Source organism: Streptomyces sp. SUK 48 (genome assembly GCF_009650765.1).
Taxonomy (GTDB): domain Bacteria; phylum Actinomycetota; class Actinomycetes; order Streptomycetales; family Streptomycetaceae; genus Streptomyces.
Genome location: NZ_CP045740.1, coordinates 4,678,997 through 4,697,894, shown reverse-complemented (window position 1 = coordinate 4,697,894; position 18,898 = coordinate 4,678,997). Strand labels below are relative to the sequence as shown.

Below are 18,898 nucleotides of genomic sequence, written 5' to 3'. Positions count from 1 at the left end.
GGCCGGTAGGGCTCAGAGCTGGGTGGGCTGGCGCTGGGTCAGGCCGTACTTCGTGGCGACGGCGTTCCACAGCGCCGCCGCCTTGGCCTTCTGCTGGCTCGCGGTGCCGCTCTCGCGGTTGCCGGCCTGCGCCTCGCCGGTGCCCCTCGCGTGGCCCTTGTGGCAGGTCTTCTTGCCGCCGGCCTTGACCTGGTCGGCCCAGGCCGCGTAGTGGTTGTCGGCCGCGGCCGACGCCTGCCACGCCTTGGTCAGGGCGTCCGTCAGGGCGGCGTTGTCGGGCAGCTTGTCCACGCTGAGCTTGCCGAGCCGGGTGACCAGCTGACCGCGCTGGCCGGCCGCGTCGCGCAGATCGGCGGCGGCGCCGTCCAGGCTCGCGCACTGCTTGACGTCGGCCACCGACTTGATCACCGTGGCCCGGCTGCTGCCGCTGTCGGCGAGCAGCTTGTCCAGCTCGACCGCCTGGGCGCGGGCCGGGTCGGCGGCGGGCCCGGAGCTCTGCGGGTTTGCGGAGGAGGAGGCCACGGTCTTGTTGTCGTCCGTGCTGTCCGAGGAGGGGCCGCCCTTGCTGAGCAGCGCGCCCGCGCCCACGCCGACCACGACGATGCCGACGCCGACGGCCGCGATCAGGGGCACCTTCGAGGGGCGGCGCCGGGGCCGCTCGTCCTGCCCGTCGTCGTGCCGGCTGTACGGCGACGAGGGGCCGTCGTACGACGGCTGATAGGCGGCCGGCGGATAGGCGTCCTGCTGATCGACGCGCGGGAGCTGCTGGGTGGAGCCGGCCGGGGCGTCACCGGCCGGGCCGCCGCGGAAGAGGTTGTCGAACTCGGCGGGCGGCTGGCGGTCCCCCTCCTGTCCCTGCGCCGGGCCCTGTCCCTGCGCCGGACCCTGCCCCTGGGCCTGGTACGGCGGGATGTACTGGGTGGCGTCGGCGTCGGAGGACGCGGGCGGGGTCTGCTTGCCGGTCCCCAGGTACCGGGTCTCCTCGCCGGGCGACTCGGGCGGCAGCGCCCCGGCGGTCACCGGCGGTATGTACTGCGTGGCGCCCTCGTCGGCGGGGGCGGCGGAGACCGGCGGCAGATAGTGGGTGGCCTGGTCCGCGGCCGGGGGCAGCGGGGCCGCCTGGCCGGGGGCCGGGTACTGCGGCTGCTGGTGCTGCGGCTGGTGCGCCTGGTGCTGCGGCGGCTGGTGCTGCTGGTGGCCCTGCTGCTGGTACGGGTCCTGCGCCCCGTAGCCCGGCTGCTGACCGCCGTACGACGCCTGGTGCCGGCCGCCGCCGTACGGGTCCTGCTGCCGGCCGCCGTACGCCGGGGCCGGTGCGCCCTCCGGGGGCAGCGGGCCCGCGCCGGTCGGGGCCTGGCCTCCCTGGGCGCCGTGGTCGCCCCACTGCTGGGCGGCCGCCGGGGGCCAGCCCTGGCCCTGCGCTCCGGGCTGCGGCGCCTGCTGCTCGGGACCCCAGGTTCCGCCCCATGCCTGCCCGCCGGCGGGCGTGACGTTCATGCCCGGCAGCAGCGGCTCTCCTCCGTCGGAGGGCAGCACGATGCCTTCGTGCGCGGGTTGCGCCGAGAGCTCCTCGCCCTGTCCACTCTGCGTCACCGGGACTCCTACCAATGGGGGACCTTGTGAATCGTCGGGCCACGCTACCGGGTACCCGGAGCCCGCTGCCACGCACCTCGGTCCGCTGCCCGTCCGCCCGTGACGGCAGTAACGGAACGGCCCCGCACGACGCTGTATATGGCATCCGGCGGGTGCCGGGGTGGTGTTCGCCACATGTTCACGTCCGCGCGGGGCCGGTGTTCACGCGGCCTGCTGGAGGTCCAGCCGGGCCCCGAACTCCCTGACGACCGCCTCCTCCCGGAAGGGTTCGAGCCGCTGCTGGAGGTCGTCCAGATACTCCGCGCCCCGGTTGGAGCGCAGCGTCTCCAGCAGTTCCACCGCCTTCATGCCGGTGGCGCAGGCTTGTTCGACCTCGCGCTGCTGCACCTGGGCGGTGGCGAGCAGCACATAGCCGATCGCGCGCCGGCGGGCCCGGGACGCGGGATGTCCGGCGAGGGACTGCTCGGCGTAGCGCGCGGACTGCTCGGGCTGGCCGAGGTCCCGGTGGCAGTGCGCCAACTCGTCGGCCAGGTAGGCCCCGTCGAAGTGCCGGATCCACACCGGGTCGTCCCCGGAGTCGTCGTCGCACTGCTCCATCGCGGAGACCGCCCGGGCGGTCGCGGCGCCCGCCGCGCGCGCGTCGCCGAGCAGCGCGTGCCCGCGCGCCTCGGCCGCGTGGAACATCGCCTCCACCCGGGGGGTCGCATGGCCGCGTGCGCCCTCCTGCGCGGCGCGCGCCAACTGGGCGATCTCGCGCGGGTTTCCGAGCTGCGCGGCGAGATGGCTCATGGACGCGGCCAGGACGTACCCGCCGTAGCCGCGGTCCCCGGCGGCCTGGGCCAGGCGCAGCGACTGGATGTAGTACCGCTGGGCCAGGCCGGGTTGGCCGGTGTCCACGGCCATGTATCCGGCGAGCTCGGTCAACCGGGCAACAGCTGCGAAGAGTTCGCGGCCGGTCGACTCGCGGTAGGAACCCGCGAGCAGTCCGGAGACGACGCTGTTGAGGTAGTGCACCAGGACCGGGCGCACATGTCCGCTGCCGAACTGGTGGTCCAGGTCGGTGAGCGCCTGGGTCATGGACCGTACGGCCGCCACGTCGGACTGGCCCACGCGCGGGCCCGCCTGCCGGGCCACCTGGGCGTCCGGCGCGGAGATCAGCCAGTCGCGGCTGGGCTCGACCAGCGCGGACGCGGCGACCGAGGAGCCGGAGAGGAAGTCCCGGCGCCCCACGTCGCTGCGCCACAGCTCGCAGACCTGCTCGATGGCGCCCAGCACCGTCGGCGAGAACTGGAGACCGACCCCGGAGGCGAGGTTCTTGCCGTTGGCCATGCCGATCTCGTCGATCGTGACCGTGCGCCCCAGCTTGCGGCCGAGGGCCTCCGCGATGATCGCGGGCGCCCGGCCCCGCGGCTGCTGGCCGCGCAGCCAGCGGGCCACGGATGTCTTGTCGTAGCGCAGATCGAGGCCGTGCTCGGCGCCGCACATGTTGACCCGCCGGGCAAGTCCGGCGTTGGAGCACCCCGCTTCCTGGATGAGTGCTTGCAGCCGTTCGTTCGGCTGCCTGGCGACGAGAGGCCGTGCGGCCATGTGCTACCCCCTGGGAACCCCTGGAGCGTGACGTTTCGGAAAGATCAGTGCCCAGCTGACATGCCGTCAATGCGTGACATATGCGGTTTGCCGGGTACCGGCTGATGCCAACCCCACTCCTGGCTACCCAACTCACGCCCCGCCCCCTACCGCGCGCCCCCGCAGGTGCACCCATGCGCCCCGGGCGGGCGGGCGATGCTCCTCCCCGCGCGGGGCAAGGGCCGTAACTCCAGGTGGGTGCGGGAGTTGAGTGGGGCGTGGAAGAGACGATCGCGGCCGCCGAAGACAGTCAGATTGCCGGGCAGATTCCGCAGCAGCGCGGGGATTCGCCGCAGGAGACCGCCGTGCGCTACGCCGAGGAACGGCACTGGGACGTGTTCCCGGGGACCTGGCTGGAAGCCGACCGCGGTATGCCGCGCTGCTCGTGCGGCGAGGCGTCCTGCCCTGCGCCGGGTGCGCACCCCGCGCGCCCCGACTGGGCGACCCAGGCGACCGGGAGCGCGACGGTGGTACGGCGGCTGTGGCAGAAGCAGCCGACGGCGGCGGTGCTGCTGCCGACGGGGCGCACGTTCGACGCGCTGTCCGTGCCGGAGACCGCGGGGTTCCTGGCGCTGGCCCGGCTGGAGCGGATGTCGCTGACGCTCGGGCCGGTCGCGCTCTCTCCCGACCGGCGCATGCAGTTCTTCGTGCTGCCGGGCGGTTCGGCGAAGGTGCCGGAGCTGGTGCGGAAGTTGGGGTGGGTGCCGGCGTCGCTCGATCTGGTGGCGCTGGGCGAGGGGGCGTACGTGGCGGCGCCGCCGACCCGGTTCGGGGGCGGGGGGCGGTGCAGTGGGCGCGGCGGCCGACGCCGGCGAACCGCTGGCTGCCGGATGTGGAGGAACTGGTCTCGGCGTTGGCGTACGCCTGCGGCCGGGACCGCTGACGTACGCGGCTCTCCGTGCCCCTGCCGGCCCGGAACGCCCCCCGTAACCTTCATGGCATGACCAACACCGCGGTGTGTATACGGGGGCTCTGGAAGCGGTTCGGGGAGCAGGTGGCCGTCGGGGGGATCGATCTGGAGCTGCCCGCGGGGAAGTTCATCGGGCTGGTGGGGCCGAACGGAGCCGGGAAGACGACCACGCTGTCCATGGTGACCGGGCTGCTGCGGCCGGACGAGGGCACCGTGGAGGTGGTCGGGCACGACGTCTGGCGGGACCCGGTGGCCGTGAAGGCGCGGATCGGGGTGCTGCCCGAGGGGCTGCGGCTGTTCGAGCGGCTGTCGGGACGCGAACTGCTCGGCTACACCGGCAGGTTGCGCGGGCTGCCCGGGGCCGAGGTGGACAAGCGGGCCACCCAGCTGCTGGACGTGCTCGACCTGGCCGGCTCCCAGCACAAGCTGGTCGTCGACTACTCGACCGGCATGCGCAAGAAGATCGGCCTGGCCGCGGCCCTGCTGCACAACCCGGAAGTGCTGTTCCTGGACGAGCCGTTCGAGGGCGTGGACCCGGTGTCCGCGCAGACCATCCGGGGCGTCCTGGAGCGGTACACCGGCTCCGGCGCCACGGTCGTCTTCTCCTCCCACGTCATGGAGCTGGTCGAGTCGCTGTGCGACTGGGTCGCGGTGCTGGCGGCCGGCCGCATCCGCGCGGCCGGGCCGCTCGCCGAGGTGCGCGGTGCGCACCCCACGCTCCAGCACGCGTTCCTGGAGCTGGTCGGGGCGAACGGCCGGGCCGCCGGGTCCGATCTCGACTGGCTGGGCGGCGGGGCGCCCCGATGACGCACCTCACCGGCACCGTCGTACGCCTGAAGCTGTCCCTGCTGCGGGGCGGGCTGCGGCAGTCGCGGGGGCGGCGGGACGCGTTCATCGTCTCCAGCGTCCTCGCGCTGCTGTTCGCGCTCGTGCAGCTGCCGGGCATGATCCTGCTCGGCCGGCAGCCGCACGGCGAGGTGGTCTCCGTGACCGCCACGGCCGTACTGGCGCTGGGCTGGGCCTTCCTGCCGCTGTTCTTCCCGACCGGGGACGAGACGCTGGACCCGACGCGGCTGGTGATGCTGCCGCTGCGGCCCCTGCCGCTGATGCGCGCCCTGCTGGTGTCCTCCCTGGTCGGGGTCGGCCCGCTGGTGACCCTGCTGTTGCTGCTCGGCTGTGTGCTGGTGCCGGCGCGGGGCGCGGCGGGCTGGCTCACCGCGCTTGTCGCCCTGGTGCTCGCGCTGCTGGTGTGCGTGGCGCTCGCGCGGGCCGTGGCCGCCGCCAACGTACGGCTGCTCACCAGCCGCAGGGGCCGCGATCTGGCCGTGCTCAGCGGGCTGGTGATCGCCGTCGGCAGCCAGCTGGTCAACTTCACGGCGCGGCGCCTGGGTTCGGGCGGACTCGGGCAGCTGCGGCCGGTGGCGGACGTACTGTCCTGGGTCCCGCCCGCGTCGGCGGTGGCGGCGGTGCGCTCGGCGAGCGAGGGGTCGTACGGCGTCGCGCTCGCGCAACTCGCGCTCACGGCGGCCGCGTTGGTGGCGCTGGTGGCCGGCTGGGCGCGGAGCATGATCAAGCTGGTGACCGCGCCGGACGGGTCCACGCTCCAGGCCGCGGACGGCGGGCGCGCGGAACGCCGGCGCACGGGCGGGCGCGCGCGGCTGCTGCCCGACGGGCGCACCGGCGCGGTCATGGAGCGCACCCTGCGCTATGTGTGGCGGGATCCGAAGACCAAGGCCGGCTGGGTGTCCTCGCTGGCGATCGGGCTGCTCATCCCGGTGTTCTACGCGCTCCAGCACACCGGTTCGGTCTACTTCGCGTGCTTCGCCGCGGGGATGCTCGGCCTGCAGATGTACAACCAGTTCGGGCAGGACACCTCCGCCTTCTGGATGGTGGCCCTGACCATCTCCTCGCCCCGGGACGCGTACGAGGAGCTGCGCGGCCGGGCCCTCGCACTGCTGCTGATCACCCTCCCGTACGCCGCGCTCGTCACCGTCCTGAACGTCGCCCTGCTGGACGCCTGGCCGATGCTGCCCCGGGTCCTCGGGATGTCCCTGGCGCTGCTCGGGGCGCTGCTGGCGGCCGGGGCGTGGGCGTCGGCGCGGTACCCGTACTCCGTCCCGCAGGAGGGCCTCAAGAGCGTCGTGCCCGGGCAGGCGGGCCTCGCCTGGATCGGCCTCTTCGGCGGGATGCTCACCGCCGCCGTCCTGTGCGCCCCCTACATCGCCCTCACCGTGTGGCTGGCCCAGGGCACGGACGGCGTCGGACGCACCTGGCTGCTGCTGCCCGCCGGGGCGCTCTACGGCGCCGGGATCGCGCTGCTGGGACTGCGCCTGGCGGCCCCGCGCGCGGCGGGACGGCTGCCGGAGATCCTGGCGGCGGTCAGCAAGGGCTGAGCGCCACCGGCCGGTTCACGGGCGGCCGTCCCGCGCCCGCGGCCCCGGCTTCCCGGGGTCCCGGGATCGCGGGGTCGCGGGGTCGCGGACGACTTGGCCCCGGGACACCAGGCCGCCGGTGAGCGCGAACGAGGCGACGGTCGGCACGGCCCCGGCGCGCCGGGCCAGCAGGCCCGGAGGGCCGTCGACCGACCACTCCAGGCGTTCGAGGCCCGGGGCCCGGTCGGCGATCGTGGCCTTGTACCGCATGATGCGCGCGCCGCCCGCGACGGTGCGCGGCGCGGCCCCGGCCGGGCCGCCGGAGCCGGGGCCCGGTCCGCCGCGGTCTCGCCCCGCGCGGGCGGGGTGCGTAAGGTACGGGCGGCCCGGAGCCGCGTGGGCGGCAGGGGTGGGAACCGGGACGGGGGTGTCGGGGATGACGGACGCGGCGGTCGCGAGGCCGGCGGGCGGCGGAGGGGACACCGACGACGGGCGGCCCGCGCCGCCGGACCGGCGGGTGTACGCGGTCGCGGCGGCGGTGTTCGCGCTGCTGATGGCGTTCTCCGCGCGCTACGGCTTCCACCGGGACGAGCTGTACTTCCTCGACTGCGCCCGGCACCTCCAGGCGAGCTATGTGGACCAGCCGGTGCTGGCGCCGCTGCTGGCCAGGGTCTCGCTGGAGCTGTTCGGGGTGTCGGCGACGGGCCTGCGGCTGTTCCCCGCGCTGGCCGCGGCGGGCACGGTGGTGGTGGGCGCCCTGACCGCGCGGGAGTTCGGCGGCGGGCGGCGCCCGCAGCTGCTCGCGGCGGTCGCGACGGGCACCATGCCGGTGCTGCTGGGCAGCGCGCACATCGCCAACACCACGTCGTACGAGACCCTGGCCTGGGCGGCGATCGCGCTGGTGGTGGCGCGGATCGGCCGCACCGGCGACACCCGGTGGTGGCTCGCGGCGGGCGCGCTGGTCGGTGTCGGGGCGGAGTTCAACCACCTCGCGGCGGTCTTCGGGGCGGTCCTGCTGGCGGCGGTGCTGCTCGGCCCGGCCCGGCGGACCGCGGCCGACCGCCGGCTGCTCGGGGGCGCGCTGATCGCCGTCCTGCCGGTGCTGCCCGATCTGTGGTGGCAGTCGCGGCACGGCTGGGCCGTGTTCGCGATGACCCGGGTGCTGAACGCCGAGCACGGCGGCCCGGGGAACATCGTCACCTGGGTCGTGGGCCAGCTCGGCATGTCCTGCCTGGCGCTGATCGCGGTGTGGGTGGCCGGGCTGCGGTTCCTGTGGCGGTCCGAGCGGCCGCTGTGGCGGAGCCTGGCCATCGCGTACGGCGTGCTGTTCGTGCTGTTCGCGGTGACGACCGGGGCGCAGGTGTACTACCTGGCCGGGCTGTACGTGTGCCTGCTCGCGGCCGGGGCGGTGGCGCTCGACGGGACGCTGTACGCCGGCCGGGAGCGGCGGCGCGGCCTGGTGCTCGGCACGGCCGTGGCGACCGCGGTGTCCGCCGTGATCGTGCTGCCGGTGCTGCCGCCCGCCGACGTGGCCTGGACGTACGGCATCAGCCCGATCTCCGGGGAGACCCAGGGCTGGCCCCGGCTGGTGGGGACCGTGCGGCAGGTGTGGACCGGGCTGCCGGCCGGGCGGCGCGCGCACGCGGTGATCTTCGCGGCGGACTACGGGGAGGCGGGCGCCGTGAACGAGCTGGGGCGCGGCACCGGGCTGCCGGCCGCCGCGGGCGCGCAGAACACCGACTGGTGGTGGGGCCCCGGCGACCCGGGCGCCACGACGGTGGTGGCGATCGCGCCCGACCCCCGGTATCTCCCGGGGTACGAGGCGAAGCTGCGCCGCTACTTCCGTCACGTGCGGGAGGCGGCGACGCTCTCCGACCCCGGGGGCGCGCCGAACATCGAGCGCGGCGGGCATGTGTACGTGTGCGAGGGGCCGCGGCGGGCGTGGGGGGAGATCTGGCCGGAGCTGCGGATGTACGCGTGAGGCCACGGCCCGTCCGGACGGGCCGTTTTTGCGAACCTGCGTTCGAAAATACTGCCCCTGCGGACAACACCGCTCATTCGAGTGACACCGCGTCAGGAATGATCGCCGTCTCGGAGGGGATCTTTCTGGCGGGAGGCGGACCGCTCGGGGAAAAACGGTCCGAAGGGGACTGACCCTGGGAGCTCGGGGCTCCGGGTCAGCGCAGGGGAGGACAGGCCCCGGTGCCGCGAGGCGCCGGGGCCCTCTGTCGTACCCGTACCGGGCCGGTGCGGCTCAGCGCTTGGCGACGAACACGTGGGAGGCGATGTCGGCCTCCAGCTCGGCGGCCTCACCGCCGCTGCCGACCAGCACCCCGCCGGCCGACTCGGTCACGCTCACCACGGAACCGGGCTGCACACCGGCCCGGCGCAGGGTGTACATCAGCTGCGCGTCCATCTGGATGGGCTCGCCGATCCGGCGTACGACGACGGTCTTGCCGTCCGTGCCCGCGTCCAGGTCGGCCAGGGAGACCATGCCCTCGTCCAGGAACGGATCGGCGCCGTCCTTCTCGCCCAGCTCCTCGAGCCCGGGGATCGGGTTGCCGTACGGCGACTCGGTCGGGTGGCGCAGCAGCTCCATGACGCGGCGCTCGACGGCCTCGCTCATCACGTGCTCCCAGCGGCACGCCTCCGCGTGCACCTGCTCCCACTCCAGGCCGATCACATCGACCAGCAGGCACTCGGCGAGGCGGTGCTTGCGCATCACCCGGGTGGCGAGCCTGCGGCCCTCGCCGGTCAGCTCCAGATGGCGGTCGCTGGCGACGGCGACCAGGCCGTCCCGCTCCATCCGCGCCACCGTCTGGCTCACCGTCGGCCCGCTCTGGTCGAGCCGCTCCGCGATCCGGGCGCGCATGGGGACGACGCCTTCCTCCTCCAGTTCGAGGATGGTGCGGAGATACATCTCCGTGGTGTCGATCAGTCCGGACATACGTGCCCCTCGATTACCTCTGCCGGCACCTGGCGCGTGCGCTGGCCTCAACCCAATTCTGCCGGATGCCACCGACAAGCGGGTGGCACCGGTGGGAACGAGGCGGATCGGGGGACGGGAGCGGCCCCCGCGCCGGAAGCGGAGCGGGCTCCGTGCCGGAACGGCGGCGGCCCCCGTGCCGGAACGGCGGCGGCCGTATTGACACCGCACTGGTCCAGACCGCACCGTGATCCGCGACACAGACGCTGCGAAGGGGCACCGCATGAGCGACGGCACGCCTGCCGACCTGTTCTTGGACGCCGCCATCACCCTCCTGCGACGGCTCAAGGAGGAGGAGGCGGAGGCGATCGAGGCCGCCGGCACCCTGCTCGCCGACACCGTCGTGAGCGGCGGCCGGCTGTTCGCCTTCGGTGCCGGGCACTCCTCGCTCGCCGCGCAGGACGTCGTCTACCGCGCGGGCGGGCTCGCCCTGATGAATCTGCTCACCGTCCCCGGCGTGGTGGGCGTGGACGTCACCCCCGCCACCCTCGGCTCCGCGCTCGAACGCGTCGACGGGCTCGCGAGCGCCGTGCTCGACACCTCGCCGCTGCGCTCCGGCGACGCCCTCGTGATCATCTCCCTGTCGGGACGCAACGCGCTGCCCGTCGAGATGGCCCAGCGGGCCCGCGCCCTCGGCATCACGGTGATCGGCGTGACCTCGGTGGCCTACGCGGCGCAGACGACGTCCCGGCACTCCTCCGGCACGTTCCTGAAGGACCACTGCGACCTCGTCCTCGACTCGAAGATCGCGGTCGGCGACGCGGAACTGACCCTCGACACCATCCCGGCCCCCTTCGCCCCCGCCTCCACGGTGGTCACCACGGCGCTGATGCAGGCCGTCCTCGCCACCACCGCCGCCACCCTCGCCGACCGCGGCGTCGAACCCCCGCTGCTGCGCTCGGGGAACGTGGACGGCGGCCACGACTGGAACAACCGGGTGATGGACGAGTACGGCGACCGGATCTTCTACCGCCGCTGACCCCTTCGGCCGCCCGGTCTCAGCGCTCCCGCACCGCCCCCGCGAGGTCCAGCGACGCCGCTATCCGCAGCGCCACGTCCTCGGCGTACGACGCGTCGGAGCGCTCGAAGGGGGTGCGGGCGGCGCCGCGCAGGAAGGTCACGACGCCGAGCGTGCGGCCCCGGCTGCGCAGCACCGCGCACAGGGCGTGCACCGCGTCCCCGGGCCACTGCCGGCGCAGCGCCCACTCCCGGGCCAGCTCCGGCGGCACCGAACCGGCCTCCGCGCGCACGCACCCGGTGCGCTCCACGCAGCTCAGCGCCGGATGCCCCGGCTCGTAGCGCACGGGCAGCCCGGCGGCCCCGGTGAGCACGCTCGGGCCCGGCGCCCCGGCGGGGGTGGCGGCGAGCCGTACGAGTCGTACCGCGCCCGCCCCCTCGGCGCCCGGGGTGCGCGGCGCGTCCGCGACCCGGTCGATCAGGGCGTGGTCGGCGAACCCGGCGAGGGCGTAGTCGAGGTGGACGGTGGCCGCCTCCAGCGGGTCCTCGCACTCGGCGGCGGCACGGGCCGCGCGGTGCAGCTGCTTGGTGCGGAAGCGCAGCAGCGCGGCCTCCTGCTCGCCCCGCTTGGCCTCGGTGACGTCCGTGAAGAGCCAGCCGACGCCGAGCGGCACGGGCTCCTCGGCGAGCGGGGAGGCGAGCGGCAGGAAGGCGTTGCGCCAGCAGCGGCGCTGCTCGCCCTCGGCGGGGTTCCGCAGGGTCACCCACACCTCGGCGGGCGCGGGCGGCGCGCCCTCGGCGAGGACATGGGTCAGCGCGGCCTCCAGCTCCTCCACGCCCTGGGCGAGCAGTTCGCCGAGCGGCCGCCCCAGCGCGGAGGCGCGCCCGATGCCGAGGGCGCGCGAGGCGTGCGCGTTGACGACGGCGGGGCGCAGATCGGCGTCGACCAGGACGACACCCCACTCGGCGTCCTCGAACAGGGCCTCGCTCAGGGCGATGGACCGCTCCAGGTCGATCTGGGCGTGCACCTCGCTGAAGGCGCAGTACACGCCCGCGGGCTCGCCGTCGGCGCCCCGTACGGCGGCGGACTGGGTGCGCACGAGGACCCGGCCGCCGTCCTTGGTCAGCAGCGCGAACTCGTGCACCTGCCGTCCCTGCGCCCGCATCGCGGAGAGCAGGCGGGCCTGCACCTCCCCGGCGTCCGCGCTGCGCACGGCCCAGCCGGCGAACCCCTGCCGCCCGACCGCGTCCTTGGCGCTCCAGCCGAGGATGCGCTCGGCCTCGCGGTTCCAGTGCGTGACGACGCCGTCCGCGTCGAAGGCGCACAGGGCCGCGTCCATGCCGTCCAGCAGCGCGGCCAGCAGATCCGACCCGCCGGGCCGCTCCGACGCGCCGGGCTCGTCGGGCCCGAGCTCATCGGTGGCCCCACTCCGCCGGGAAGCACTCACCTGGACCCCCTGCACGCTGCGTCGGCGCACGTAAGGCGCCCGTTCCGCTCACTGCCCCTCATTCAACTCGAACGTGACGCAGCCCACATCCTGTTCCCTCAAGATGAAGGGAATCAATCCCCGGCTCCCGTCCCCAGAAGTCGCAGGTCGACCCATTCGTCCCGCTCACCGTCCGGCATGTGGCGCTCGACCTCCTCGAATCCCCGTCGTACGGCGAACCGCGGCCCGTCCCCGTCGGCCGCCGGCACGCGGGTCTCGACGACGCCGGCGCCCCGTGCGCGGGCCCGGTCCAGCGCGTTCCCGTAGATCACCGTCCCGAATCCCCGGCGCCGGAATTCGGGCGGCGTCCGCGTGATCACGGTCGCCACCACCGCGTCGCGCACGGGCCGCCACCGCTTCGGCAGGTCGCCGCCCACGACCGGGGCCGTCCGAAGATCGTTCACAGGGAGCAGTCCTCCCCACCGACGCGGCTGGTCCATTCGGGCGATCCGGGAGCGCCGGCGGACGCCCCGGAAAAAACAGTTGAGCCCGCCCCGGCCGGTTCCTAGGCTGTAGGCACACAGAAGGGAGGTGGTTCGGCGAATGTATGGATACCGGACGCGTGAGGTGGCTGCGGGCTAGCGGCCCGTCACCACGCTCAGTGCGGTGCCGGACCGGCACGTGAGAGATGCGTGCAGCCGGCCCAATCCCAAGCAGTCACCCGACCCGCGAGCTGCCGGTACGTCCGGCCGGCTCCTCCCCGGAGGAACCCAGCTCGCGGGTCGTCTGCGTTCCGGGGGCCCTTTTCGGACGTTTCCGGGGGCCCTCAGGGGCTGAGGCGGTCGACCTCCCAGCCGCCGTCCGGGCGGGCGGTGTAGCGCAGCCGGTCGTGCAGCCGGTTCTCGCGGCCCTGCCAGAACTCCACACGCGTGGGTACGACACGGAAGCCGCCCCAGTGCGGGGGCACCGGGACCCGCTCGCCCTCGGGGTAGCGCTCCGCCAACTCGGCGTAGGCGGCGTCCAGTTCGGCGCGCGTGCCGATCACCGTGGACTGCGTGCTGGCCCAGGCGCCCAGCTGGGAGCCGTGCGGCCGGGTGCGGAAGTAGGCCGCGGTCTCGTCCCGCCCGGTGCGCCGGACGCCGCCCGTGACGATGACCTGCCGGGCCAGCGGATGCCAGGGGAAGAGCAGCGAGACGTACGGGTTCGCGGTGAGGTCCCGGCCCTTGCGGGAGTCGTAGTTCGTGTAGAAGACGAAGCCCTCGGTGTCGAACTGTTTCATCAGCACGGTGCGTGAGCTGGGCCGCCCCTCGGCGTCCGCCGTGGCGACGACCATGGCGTTCGGCTCGTAGAGCGTGCCGTGAAGGGCCGCCCGGGCCGCATCCTCGAACCAGCGTGCGAACTGGTCCATCGGGTGCGTGGCGAGGTCCTGTTCGGCGAGTCCGTCGGCCCGGTACTGCTTGCGCATCGCGGCGGGGTCGAGGACGGGATCCAGGAGTGGTTCGCGGTCGGTCACGCGGTCATCTTGCCGTATCTAATGGGCCTGCTGGCACTCAGTGTCGTCAAGTCTCTCCAAGAGCGGGATAGGCAGCTATCGTGCTGATCCCAGGCCCGTTCAGAGCCGCGCCGCCCGCCCAGCACGAGGAGCCGCCTGATGTCCGACTTCGTACCCGGGCTCGAAGGAGTCGTAGCGTTCGAGACGGAGATCGCCGAACCGGACAAGGAGGGCGGTGCCCTGCGCTACCGGGGCGTCGACATCGAGGACCTGGTCGGCCATGTCTCCTTCGGCAATGTGTGGGGCCTGCTGGTCGACGGCTCCTTCAACCCGGGACTGCCGCCCGCCGAGCCCTTCCCCATCCCGGTCCACTCCGGTGACATCCGCGTGGACGTCCAGTCCGCGCTCGCCATGCTGGCCCCCGTCTGGGGGTTGCAGCCCCTGCTCGACATCGACGAGCGGCAGGCGCGCGAGGACCTGGCGCGGGCCGCCGTGATGGCCCTGTCGTACGTCGCCCAGTCCGCGCGCGGGCAGGGCCTGGCGATGGTGCCGCAGCGGGAGATCGACAAGGCCAGGTCGGTCGTGGAACGGTTCATGATCCGCTGGCGCGGGGAGCCGGACCCCCGGCATGTCGCGGCGGTCGACGCGTACTGGACGTCGGCCGCGGAGCACGGCATGAACGCGTCCACGTTCACCGCCCGGGTCATCGCCTCCACCGGCGCGGACGTCGCCGCCGCGCTCTCCGGCGCCGTCGGCGCGATGTCCGGCCCGCTGCACGGCGGGGCGCCCTCCCGGGTGCTCGGGATGATCGAGGAGATCGAGCGCACCGGGGACGCGGAGGGCTATGTGAAGCGGGCCCTGGACCGGGGCGAGCGGCTCATGGGGTTCGGGCACCGGGTGTACCGGGCCGAGGACCCGCGGGCGCGGGTGCTGCGGCGTACGGCGCGGGAGTTGGGCGCGCCGCGCTTCGAGGTCGCGGAGGCGCTGGAGAAGGCGGCCCTGGAGGAACTGCACAACCGCAGGCCGGACCGGGTGCTGGCCACGAACGTGGAGTTCTGGGCGGCGATCATGCTGGACTTCGCGGAGGTGCCGGCGCACATGTTCACGTCGATGTTCACGTGTGCGCGCACGGCGGGGTGGTCGGCCCACATCCTGGAGCAGAAGCGGACGGGCCGGCTGGTGCGGCCGACCGCGAGGTATGTGGGCCCGGGGTCGCGCCGGCCGCAGGACATCGAGGGGTACGCGGATATCGCCCAGTAGGGGGGTGGCGCCCCCTGGGGGCGCCGCCTAGGCCGGTGTCAGCAGGTCGCCGTGGTGCCGCTCCGCCACCAGCGGGTGCGCCCGCAGCTTGCCCTTCAGCTCGTTGTAGCCGTACTCGGCGAACAGGGGGTTCGTCGGGTCGGTGGTGATGCCCGGGGCCCGGGTGGCGCCCGGGAAGGGGAGCGGGGCGACCTTGCCGTCCAGGCGGGGGTTGTAGAAGAACGGGATCGAGAAGCGTTCCGTCGCCCCCGCCGGGCTGACCACCCGGTGGTTGGTGGCGAGGAGGTAGCCGTTGGTGGCGACCTCCAGGAGTTCGCCGAGGTTGACGACGAAGGCGTTCTCCAGCGGCGGCACGTCGTGGAAGCGGCCGTCCTCGCGCTGGACCTGGAGGCCGCCGACGGTGTCCTGAAGCAGCAGGGTGAGGAAGCCGTAGTCCTTGTGCGCGCCGACGCCCTGGTCCGCGCCGTCGCCCGCGCTGCCGGGGTAGCGCACCAGCTTGAGGTGCGGGTGGGCCCGGTCGCCGAAGATCGGGTCGTAGAAGTCGGCGGGGGCGCCGATGGCGGTCAGCAGCTCGTGCAGCAGGCGCTGGGCGACCGCGCTGAGCCGGTCGATCCAGGCGAGGGCGGCGGTGCGCAGCTCGGGCAGGGCGGCCGGCCACTGGTTGGGGCCCTGAAGCCACCAGTACGGCGGCTCGCCGGGGCCGGGCACCCGGGCGGGCCGCTCGGCGCCGATGTCGAGCTGGTCGCGCCAGTCGCGGGCGCCGCCGGTGCGCTCGTCGCCGGTGCGCGTATAGCCCCGGAAGTGCGGGGAGTTGACGTTGTCCAGCGCCAGCCGGTCGGCCTCGGGGAGCTCGAAGAAGGCGCGCATGGCGGTGATCAGCGCGTCGGTCTCGGCCCTGGTCACGCCGTGCCCGACCAGCTGGAAGAAGCCGACGTCGTGCGCGGCGCCGTGCAGCTGGGCGTGCAGCAGGTCCCGGCTGCGGGGGCCGCGGTCGGCGGCGGAGAGGTCGATGACGGGCAGCTGGTCGTACGACGACGTCGTCGCGGTGTGCGAAGTCATGGTGTGTCCGCAGGGTGTACGGGGCACGGGCGGCCGCAGGGGTACACGGCCCCCGGGTGCCGGAAAGAGGAAGCGCGCAGAATGTGGCGCGAGTTGGGGGCTGGATCAGGCGACGTGGCGCCGACAGCCCATGCTCGTGACGCGCACGTAGTCCACGTGGCGGCGTCGGACGAGCATCAGAAGCATGCGCCCAGCGTACTGCGCGCACCGCGATAGGGATGTGGCGCGCGTCACGCCGCCGGAGCCCGGCGAAGCCCCCGGCTCAGCCGAGTGACGTCTCCACCAGGGCCGCCCACTGCGCCACGACCCGTTCGCGGCGGACCGTGTCGTCGGTGAGGACGTTGGCGAGGCCGAGGCCGCGGGCCATGTCGAGGAGGCCCTGGACGGTCTCGCGGACACCGGGCCGGGATTCGTCGGCGCACAGCAGATCGACGGCGATGCGATGGGTCTCGCGGCCGACGCGGGCCTCCAGTTCGGTGACCCGGCCGCGCAGTTGCTCCTCGTTGGAGGCGGCCACCCACAGCTGGAGGGCGGCCCGGAAGAGCGGGCCGGTGTAGAGGTCGACCAGGGCGGTGACGACGGCCCGGCGGTCGCCCTCGGCGCCGTCCGGGAAGAGTTCGCGCAGCGCGCTGGAGCGCTCCTCGGCGACGTACTCGACGGCCGCCGTGAACAGGTCCTCGCGGGTCGGGAAGTGGTGCTGGGCCGCGCCCCGGGAGACCCCGGCGCGCTCGGCGACGACGGCGACCGTGGAGCCCGCCCAGCCGTGTTCGGCGAGACAGGCGACGGCGGCCTCCAGGAGCCGCTGCCGGGTGGCCCGGCTGCGGTCCTGCTTGGGCTGCCGGTCCCGGTCCGTCCGTGGCCCGCGGGCGCGGTCCGCCGTCGTACTCATCTGCTCACACCACCCATGCCGAATCCCGCTTCTCCAGGAAGGCCGTCATCCCCTCCCGGGCCTGGTCGGAGGCGAACAGGCGGGCCGAGAGCGCGGTCAGGTCGGCCGCGTCCCGGTCGAATGTCTCCAGCACCCTAGCCGTGAGCAGCCGTTTCGTCTCCGTCAGGGCCTCGGGCGCGGAGCGGCGCAGCCCGTCCAGGGCGGGTGCCAGGGCCTCGTCCACATCGTCGGCCGCGGCCGTGAGCAGCCCGGTGCGCACGGCCTCCCCGGGGCCGAAGCGCTCCCCGGTGAGGTAGTAGCGGGCCAGGGCGCGCGGATCGGCGCGCGGCAGCAGCGGCAGCGAGATCACCGCGGGGGCCACCCCGATGCGCACCTCGGTGAAGGCGAAGGTGGCCGCGGCGCCCGCGAAGGCCAGGTCGCAGGCGGCGAGCAGGCCGAGGCCGCCCGCGCGGACATGCCCGGTGACCCGGGCGAGGACCGGCTTGGGCAGGGCGACGAGCTGCCGCAGCAGGGCGACCAGCGCGTCCGGGTGCGGCGGTTCGCGCAGGTCGGCGCCGGCCGAGAAGGTGGTGCCGGTGTGGGTGAGGACGACGGCCCGTACGTCCGGGTCCCCGCCGCACTCGGCCAGCGCGTCGGCGAGGGCGGCGACGAGGCTCGCGGACAGGGCGTTGCGGGTGCCGGTGGCGTCCAGGCTGAGGGTCTCGACGCCGCGGGTGCGCGAGCGTCCGATGGTGGTGGTCATATGCGCTCCCTGAGCTCGCGCCGCAGGATCTTCCCGGAGGCGGCGCGCGGCACGCTGTGGGTGAAGGTGACCTCGCGGACGCGTTTGTACGGTGCGACGCGCTCGGCCACGTAGAGCAGCACGTCGTTCTCGGTGGGTTCGCCGCCGTCGGAGCGGCGGACGACGAAGGCGTGCGGCACCTCGTTGCCGTCCTCGTCGTAGTGGCCGACGACCGCCGCGTCGGCGATGCCGGGATGGGTGAGCAGCAGGGCCTCCAGTTCGGCGGGGGCCACCTGGAAGCCCTTGTACTTGATGAGTTCCTTCACCCGGTCCACCACGAACAGCCAGCCGTCGCCGTCGACTCGGCCCACGTCGCCGGTGTGCAGCCAGCCGTCCGCGTCGATCAGCTCGGCGGTGGCCTCGGGCCGGCCCAGGTAGCCCTTCATCACCTGGGGTCCCCGGATCAGGATCTCGCCCGTCTCGCCCGCGCCGAGGTCGCGGGCGGGGTCGTCCAGGGCGGTGATCCGCATCTCGGTGTCCGCGATCAGCTTGCCGACGGTCCCGGCGGGCGCGTCGTGCAGCCGGTCGAGCGGGACGACATGGCTGCCCGGGGACAGTTCGGTCATGCCGTACGCCTGGCCGATCGGGGGCAGTCCGAGGCGGTGCGCGCAGGCGCGGGCGAGCGCGGCGTCCAGCGGGGCGGCGGCGCACAGGACGTACCGGAGGCAGGAGAGGTCGTAGCGGGTGACCGCGGGGTGCTTGGCGAGGGCGAGGACGATCGGCGGGGCGACGTAGAGGCCGGTGATGCGGTGCTTCTCGATCGCGGCGAGGAAGGTCTCCAGGTCGAAGCGGGGCAGCACGACGACCGTGCTGCCCAGGCGCAGGGGCGCGTTCATCAGCGCGGTCAGGCCGTAGATGTGGAAGAACGGCAGGACGGCGAGGATGCGTTCACCGGGTCCGGTGGGCGCGGCGGACTGCAGCTGCGCCAGGTTGGTGGCGATCTGCCGGTGGGTGAGCATCACCCCCTTGGGCACGCCGGTGGTGCCGGAGGAGTACGGCAGCACCGCGACGTCCTCCGCCACGTCGAAGGTGATCTCCGGTTCGGGCGCCGCCGTGCCGAGCAGGTCGATCAGCGAGCGGTGCCCGGGGGCGCTGTCGCACACGAAGATCTCCCGTACGCCGCCCGCCAGTTCGGCGGCGCGGCGGGCGGTGGCCAGCAGCGGGGAGACGGTGACCAGCCAGCGGGCCCCGCTGTCCCGCAGCTGCTTGGCCAGCTCCTCGGCGGTGGCGAGCGGATGGGCCGTGGTGACGGTGGCGCCCGCGCGGGTGGCGGCGTAGAAGGCGGTCGGGAAGGCGATGGTGTTGGGGCTGTGCAGGGCGAGGACATCGCCCTTGCGAACGCCCGCCTCGGCGAACGCGGCGGCGAGCCGCCGGTGGAACCGGTCCAGCTGCTCGTACGTGAGCGTGGTCCCGTCCGTGCCGTCGACCAGCGCGGGCCGCTCACCGAAGCCGGCCGCGTGGCCCAGCACGGCGTCATGGACGGGGAGTTCGACGGGCGGGACGGGCGCGTACGCGCTGCGGAACACGGTTCCTCCAAGCGGCTGCG

The 18,898-nt window shown here is 74.2% G+C and carries 16 protein-coding genes and 1 pseudogene; 6 read left to right on the top strand and 11 right to left on the bottom strand.

The genetic code is table 11. The features are described 5' to 3' along the window. Positions 1-12 precede the first annotated feature (12 nt). Together GHR20_RS20540 and GHR20_RS20535 are read right to left on the bottom strand one after the other, a co-directional pair. Positions 13-1,593 (bottom strand): hypothetical protein, encoded by a 1,581-nt coding sequence (locus GHR20_RS20540; RefSeq protein ID WP_153814014.1) that lies wholly within the window; start codon positions 1,591-1,593, stop codon positions 13-15. 201 nt (positions 1,594-1,794) lie between these two features. Further along, a complete protein-coding gene (locus tag GHR20_RS20535; RefSeq protein WP_111583830.1) occupies positions 1,795-3,180 on the bottom strand; it encodes a transcriptional regulator in 1,386 nt (461 codons plus the stop codon). 257 nt (positions 3,181-3,437) lie between these two features. On the opposite strand from GHR20_RS20535, the pseudogene GHR20_RS20530 reads away from it, so the two are divergent. The 3 genes and pseudogenes from GHR20_RS20530 to GHR20_RS20520 all read left to right on the top strand — a co-directional run bounded on the left by GHR20_RS20530 (position 3,438) and on the right by GHR20_RS20520 (position 6,522). Next, positions 3,438-4,102: pseudogene (locus GHR20_RS20530) on the top strand (bifunctional DNA primase/polymerase). A 57-nt stretch (positions 4,103-4,159) separates the two neighbouring features. Beyond that, positions 4,160-4,936: an ABC transporter ATP-binding protein gene (locus GHR20_RS20525; RefSeq protein WP_111583832.1), complete on the top strand. Its 777-nt coding sequence runs from the start codon at positions 4,160-4,162 to the stop codon at positions 4,934-4,936. Next, positions 4,933-6,522, top strand: a complete 1,590-nt coding sequence (locus GHR20_RS20520) for a transporter (protein WP_153814013.1) — start codon at positions 4,933-4,935, stop codon at positions 6,520-6,522. Before GHR20_RS20525 ends, GHR20_RS20520 begins: the two co-directional genes overlap by 4 nt. A 15-nt stretch (positions 6,523-6,537) precedes the next feature. Here GHR20_RS20520 and GHR20_RS20515 read toward each other — a convergent pair whose 3' ends face one another. Then, entirely contained in the window at positions 6,538-6,771 is a 234-nt protein-coding gene (locus GHR20_RS20515; protein ID WP_194858936.1) for an RNA polymerase subunit sigma, read from the bottom strand. 166 nt (positions 6,772-6,937) lie between these two features. Between GHR20_RS20515 and GHR20_RS20510 the strand changes: the two genes are divergently transcribed. After that, on the top strand, positions 6,938-8,482 hold the full coding sequence (locus tag GHR20_RS20510) for a glycosyltransferase family 39 protein (RefSeq protein ID WP_153814012.1): 1,545 nt from the start codon (positions 6,938-6,940) through the stop codon (positions 8,480-8,482). Positions 8,483-8,755: 273 nt separating this feature from the next. On the opposite strand, the gene GHR20_RS20505 is transcribed toward GHR20_RS20510, so the two are convergent. Continuing rightward, on the bottom strand, positions 8,756-9,448 hold the full coding sequence (locus tag GHR20_RS20505) for a metal-dependent transcriptional regulator (protein ID WP_037662230.1): 693 nt from the start codon (positions 9,446-9,448) through the stop codon (positions 8,756-8,758). Between the two features lie 262 nt (positions 9,449-9,710). Here GHR20_RS20505 and GHR20_RS20500 point away from each other — a divergent pair, with 262 nt between their 5' ends. Then, on the top strand, positions 9,711-10,466 hold the full coding sequence (locus GHR20_RS20500) for an SIS domain-containing protein (RefSeq protein ID WP_148024971.1): 756 nt from the start codon (positions 9,711-9,713) through the stop codon (positions 10,464-10,466). A 19-nt stretch (positions 10,467-10,485) separates the two neighbouring features. Here the strand turns inward: GHR20_RS20500 and GHR20_RS20495 are convergent, their stop codons facing one another. The 3 genes from GHR20_RS20495 to pdxH all read right to left on the bottom strand — a co-directional run bounded on the left by GHR20_RS20495 (position 10,486) and on the right by pdxH (position 13,384). After that, the gene (locus GHR20_RS20495; protein WP_111584032.1) at positions 10,486-11,892 is read right to left on the bottom strand and encodes a PAS domain-containing protein; all 1,407 of its coding nucleotides are present in this window, start codon (positions 11,890-11,892) and stop codon (positions 10,486-10,488) included. Between the two features lie 113 nt (positions 11,893-12,005). Next, complete coding sequence (locus GHR20_RS20490; protein ID WP_243878083.1) at positions 12,006-12,335, bottom strand: GNAT family N-acetyltransferase; 330 nt, start codon at positions 12,333-12,335, stop codon at positions 12,006-12,008. Between the two features lie 362 nt (positions 12,336-12,697). Further along, positions 12,698-13,384 carry a pyridoxamine 5'-phosphate oxidase gene (pdxH, locus tag GHR20_RS20485; RefSeq protein WP_153814010.1) on the bottom strand — a complete coding sequence of 229 codons (687 nt, stop codon included), beginning with the start codon at positions 13,382-13,384 and terminating at the stop codon, positions 12,698-12,700. Between the two features lie 138 nt (positions 13,385-13,522). Between pdxH and GHR20_RS20480 the strand changes: the two genes are divergently transcribed. Next, positions 13,523-14,623, top strand: a complete 1,101-nt coding sequence (locus GHR20_RS20480) for a citrate synthase 2 (protein WP_181516339.1) — start codon at positions 13,523-13,525, stop codon at positions 14,621-14,623. A gap of 27 nt (positions 14,624-14,650) precedes the next feature. Here the strand turns inward: GHR20_RS20480 and GHR20_RS20475 are convergent, their stop codons facing one another. From GHR20_RS20475 to GHR20_RS20460, 4 genes are all read right to left on the bottom strand, one after another. Next, positions 14,651-15,682: a 2-oxoglutarate and iron-dependent oxygenase domain-containing protein gene (locus GHR20_RS20475; RefSeq protein ID WP_153814009.1), complete on the bottom strand. Its 1,032-nt coding sequence runs from the start codon at positions 15,680-15,682 to the stop codon at positions 14,651-14,653. Between the two features lie 262 nt (positions 15,683-15,944). Then, on the bottom strand, positions 15,945-16,571 hold the full coding sequence (locus tag GHR20_RS20470; RefSeq protein ID WP_153814008.1) for a TetR/AcrR family transcriptional regulator: 627 nt from the start codon (positions 16,569-16,571) through the stop codon (positions 15,945-15,947). A 4-nt stretch (positions 16,572-16,575) separates the two neighbouring features. Then, complete coding sequence (locus tag GHR20_RS20465; protein WP_153814007.1) at positions 16,576-17,313, bottom strand: enoyl-CoA hydratase family protein; 738 nt, start codon at positions 17,311-17,313, stop codon at positions 16,576-16,578. Next, a complete protein-coding gene (locus GHR20_RS20460; RefSeq protein WP_153814006.1) occupies positions 17,310-18,878 on the bottom strand; it encodes a 4-coumarate--CoA ligase family protein in 1,569 nt (522 codons plus the stop codon). Before GHR20_RS20460 ends, GHR20_RS20465 begins: the two co-directional genes overlap by 4 nt. Positions 18,879-18,898: the final 20 nt, after the last annotated feature.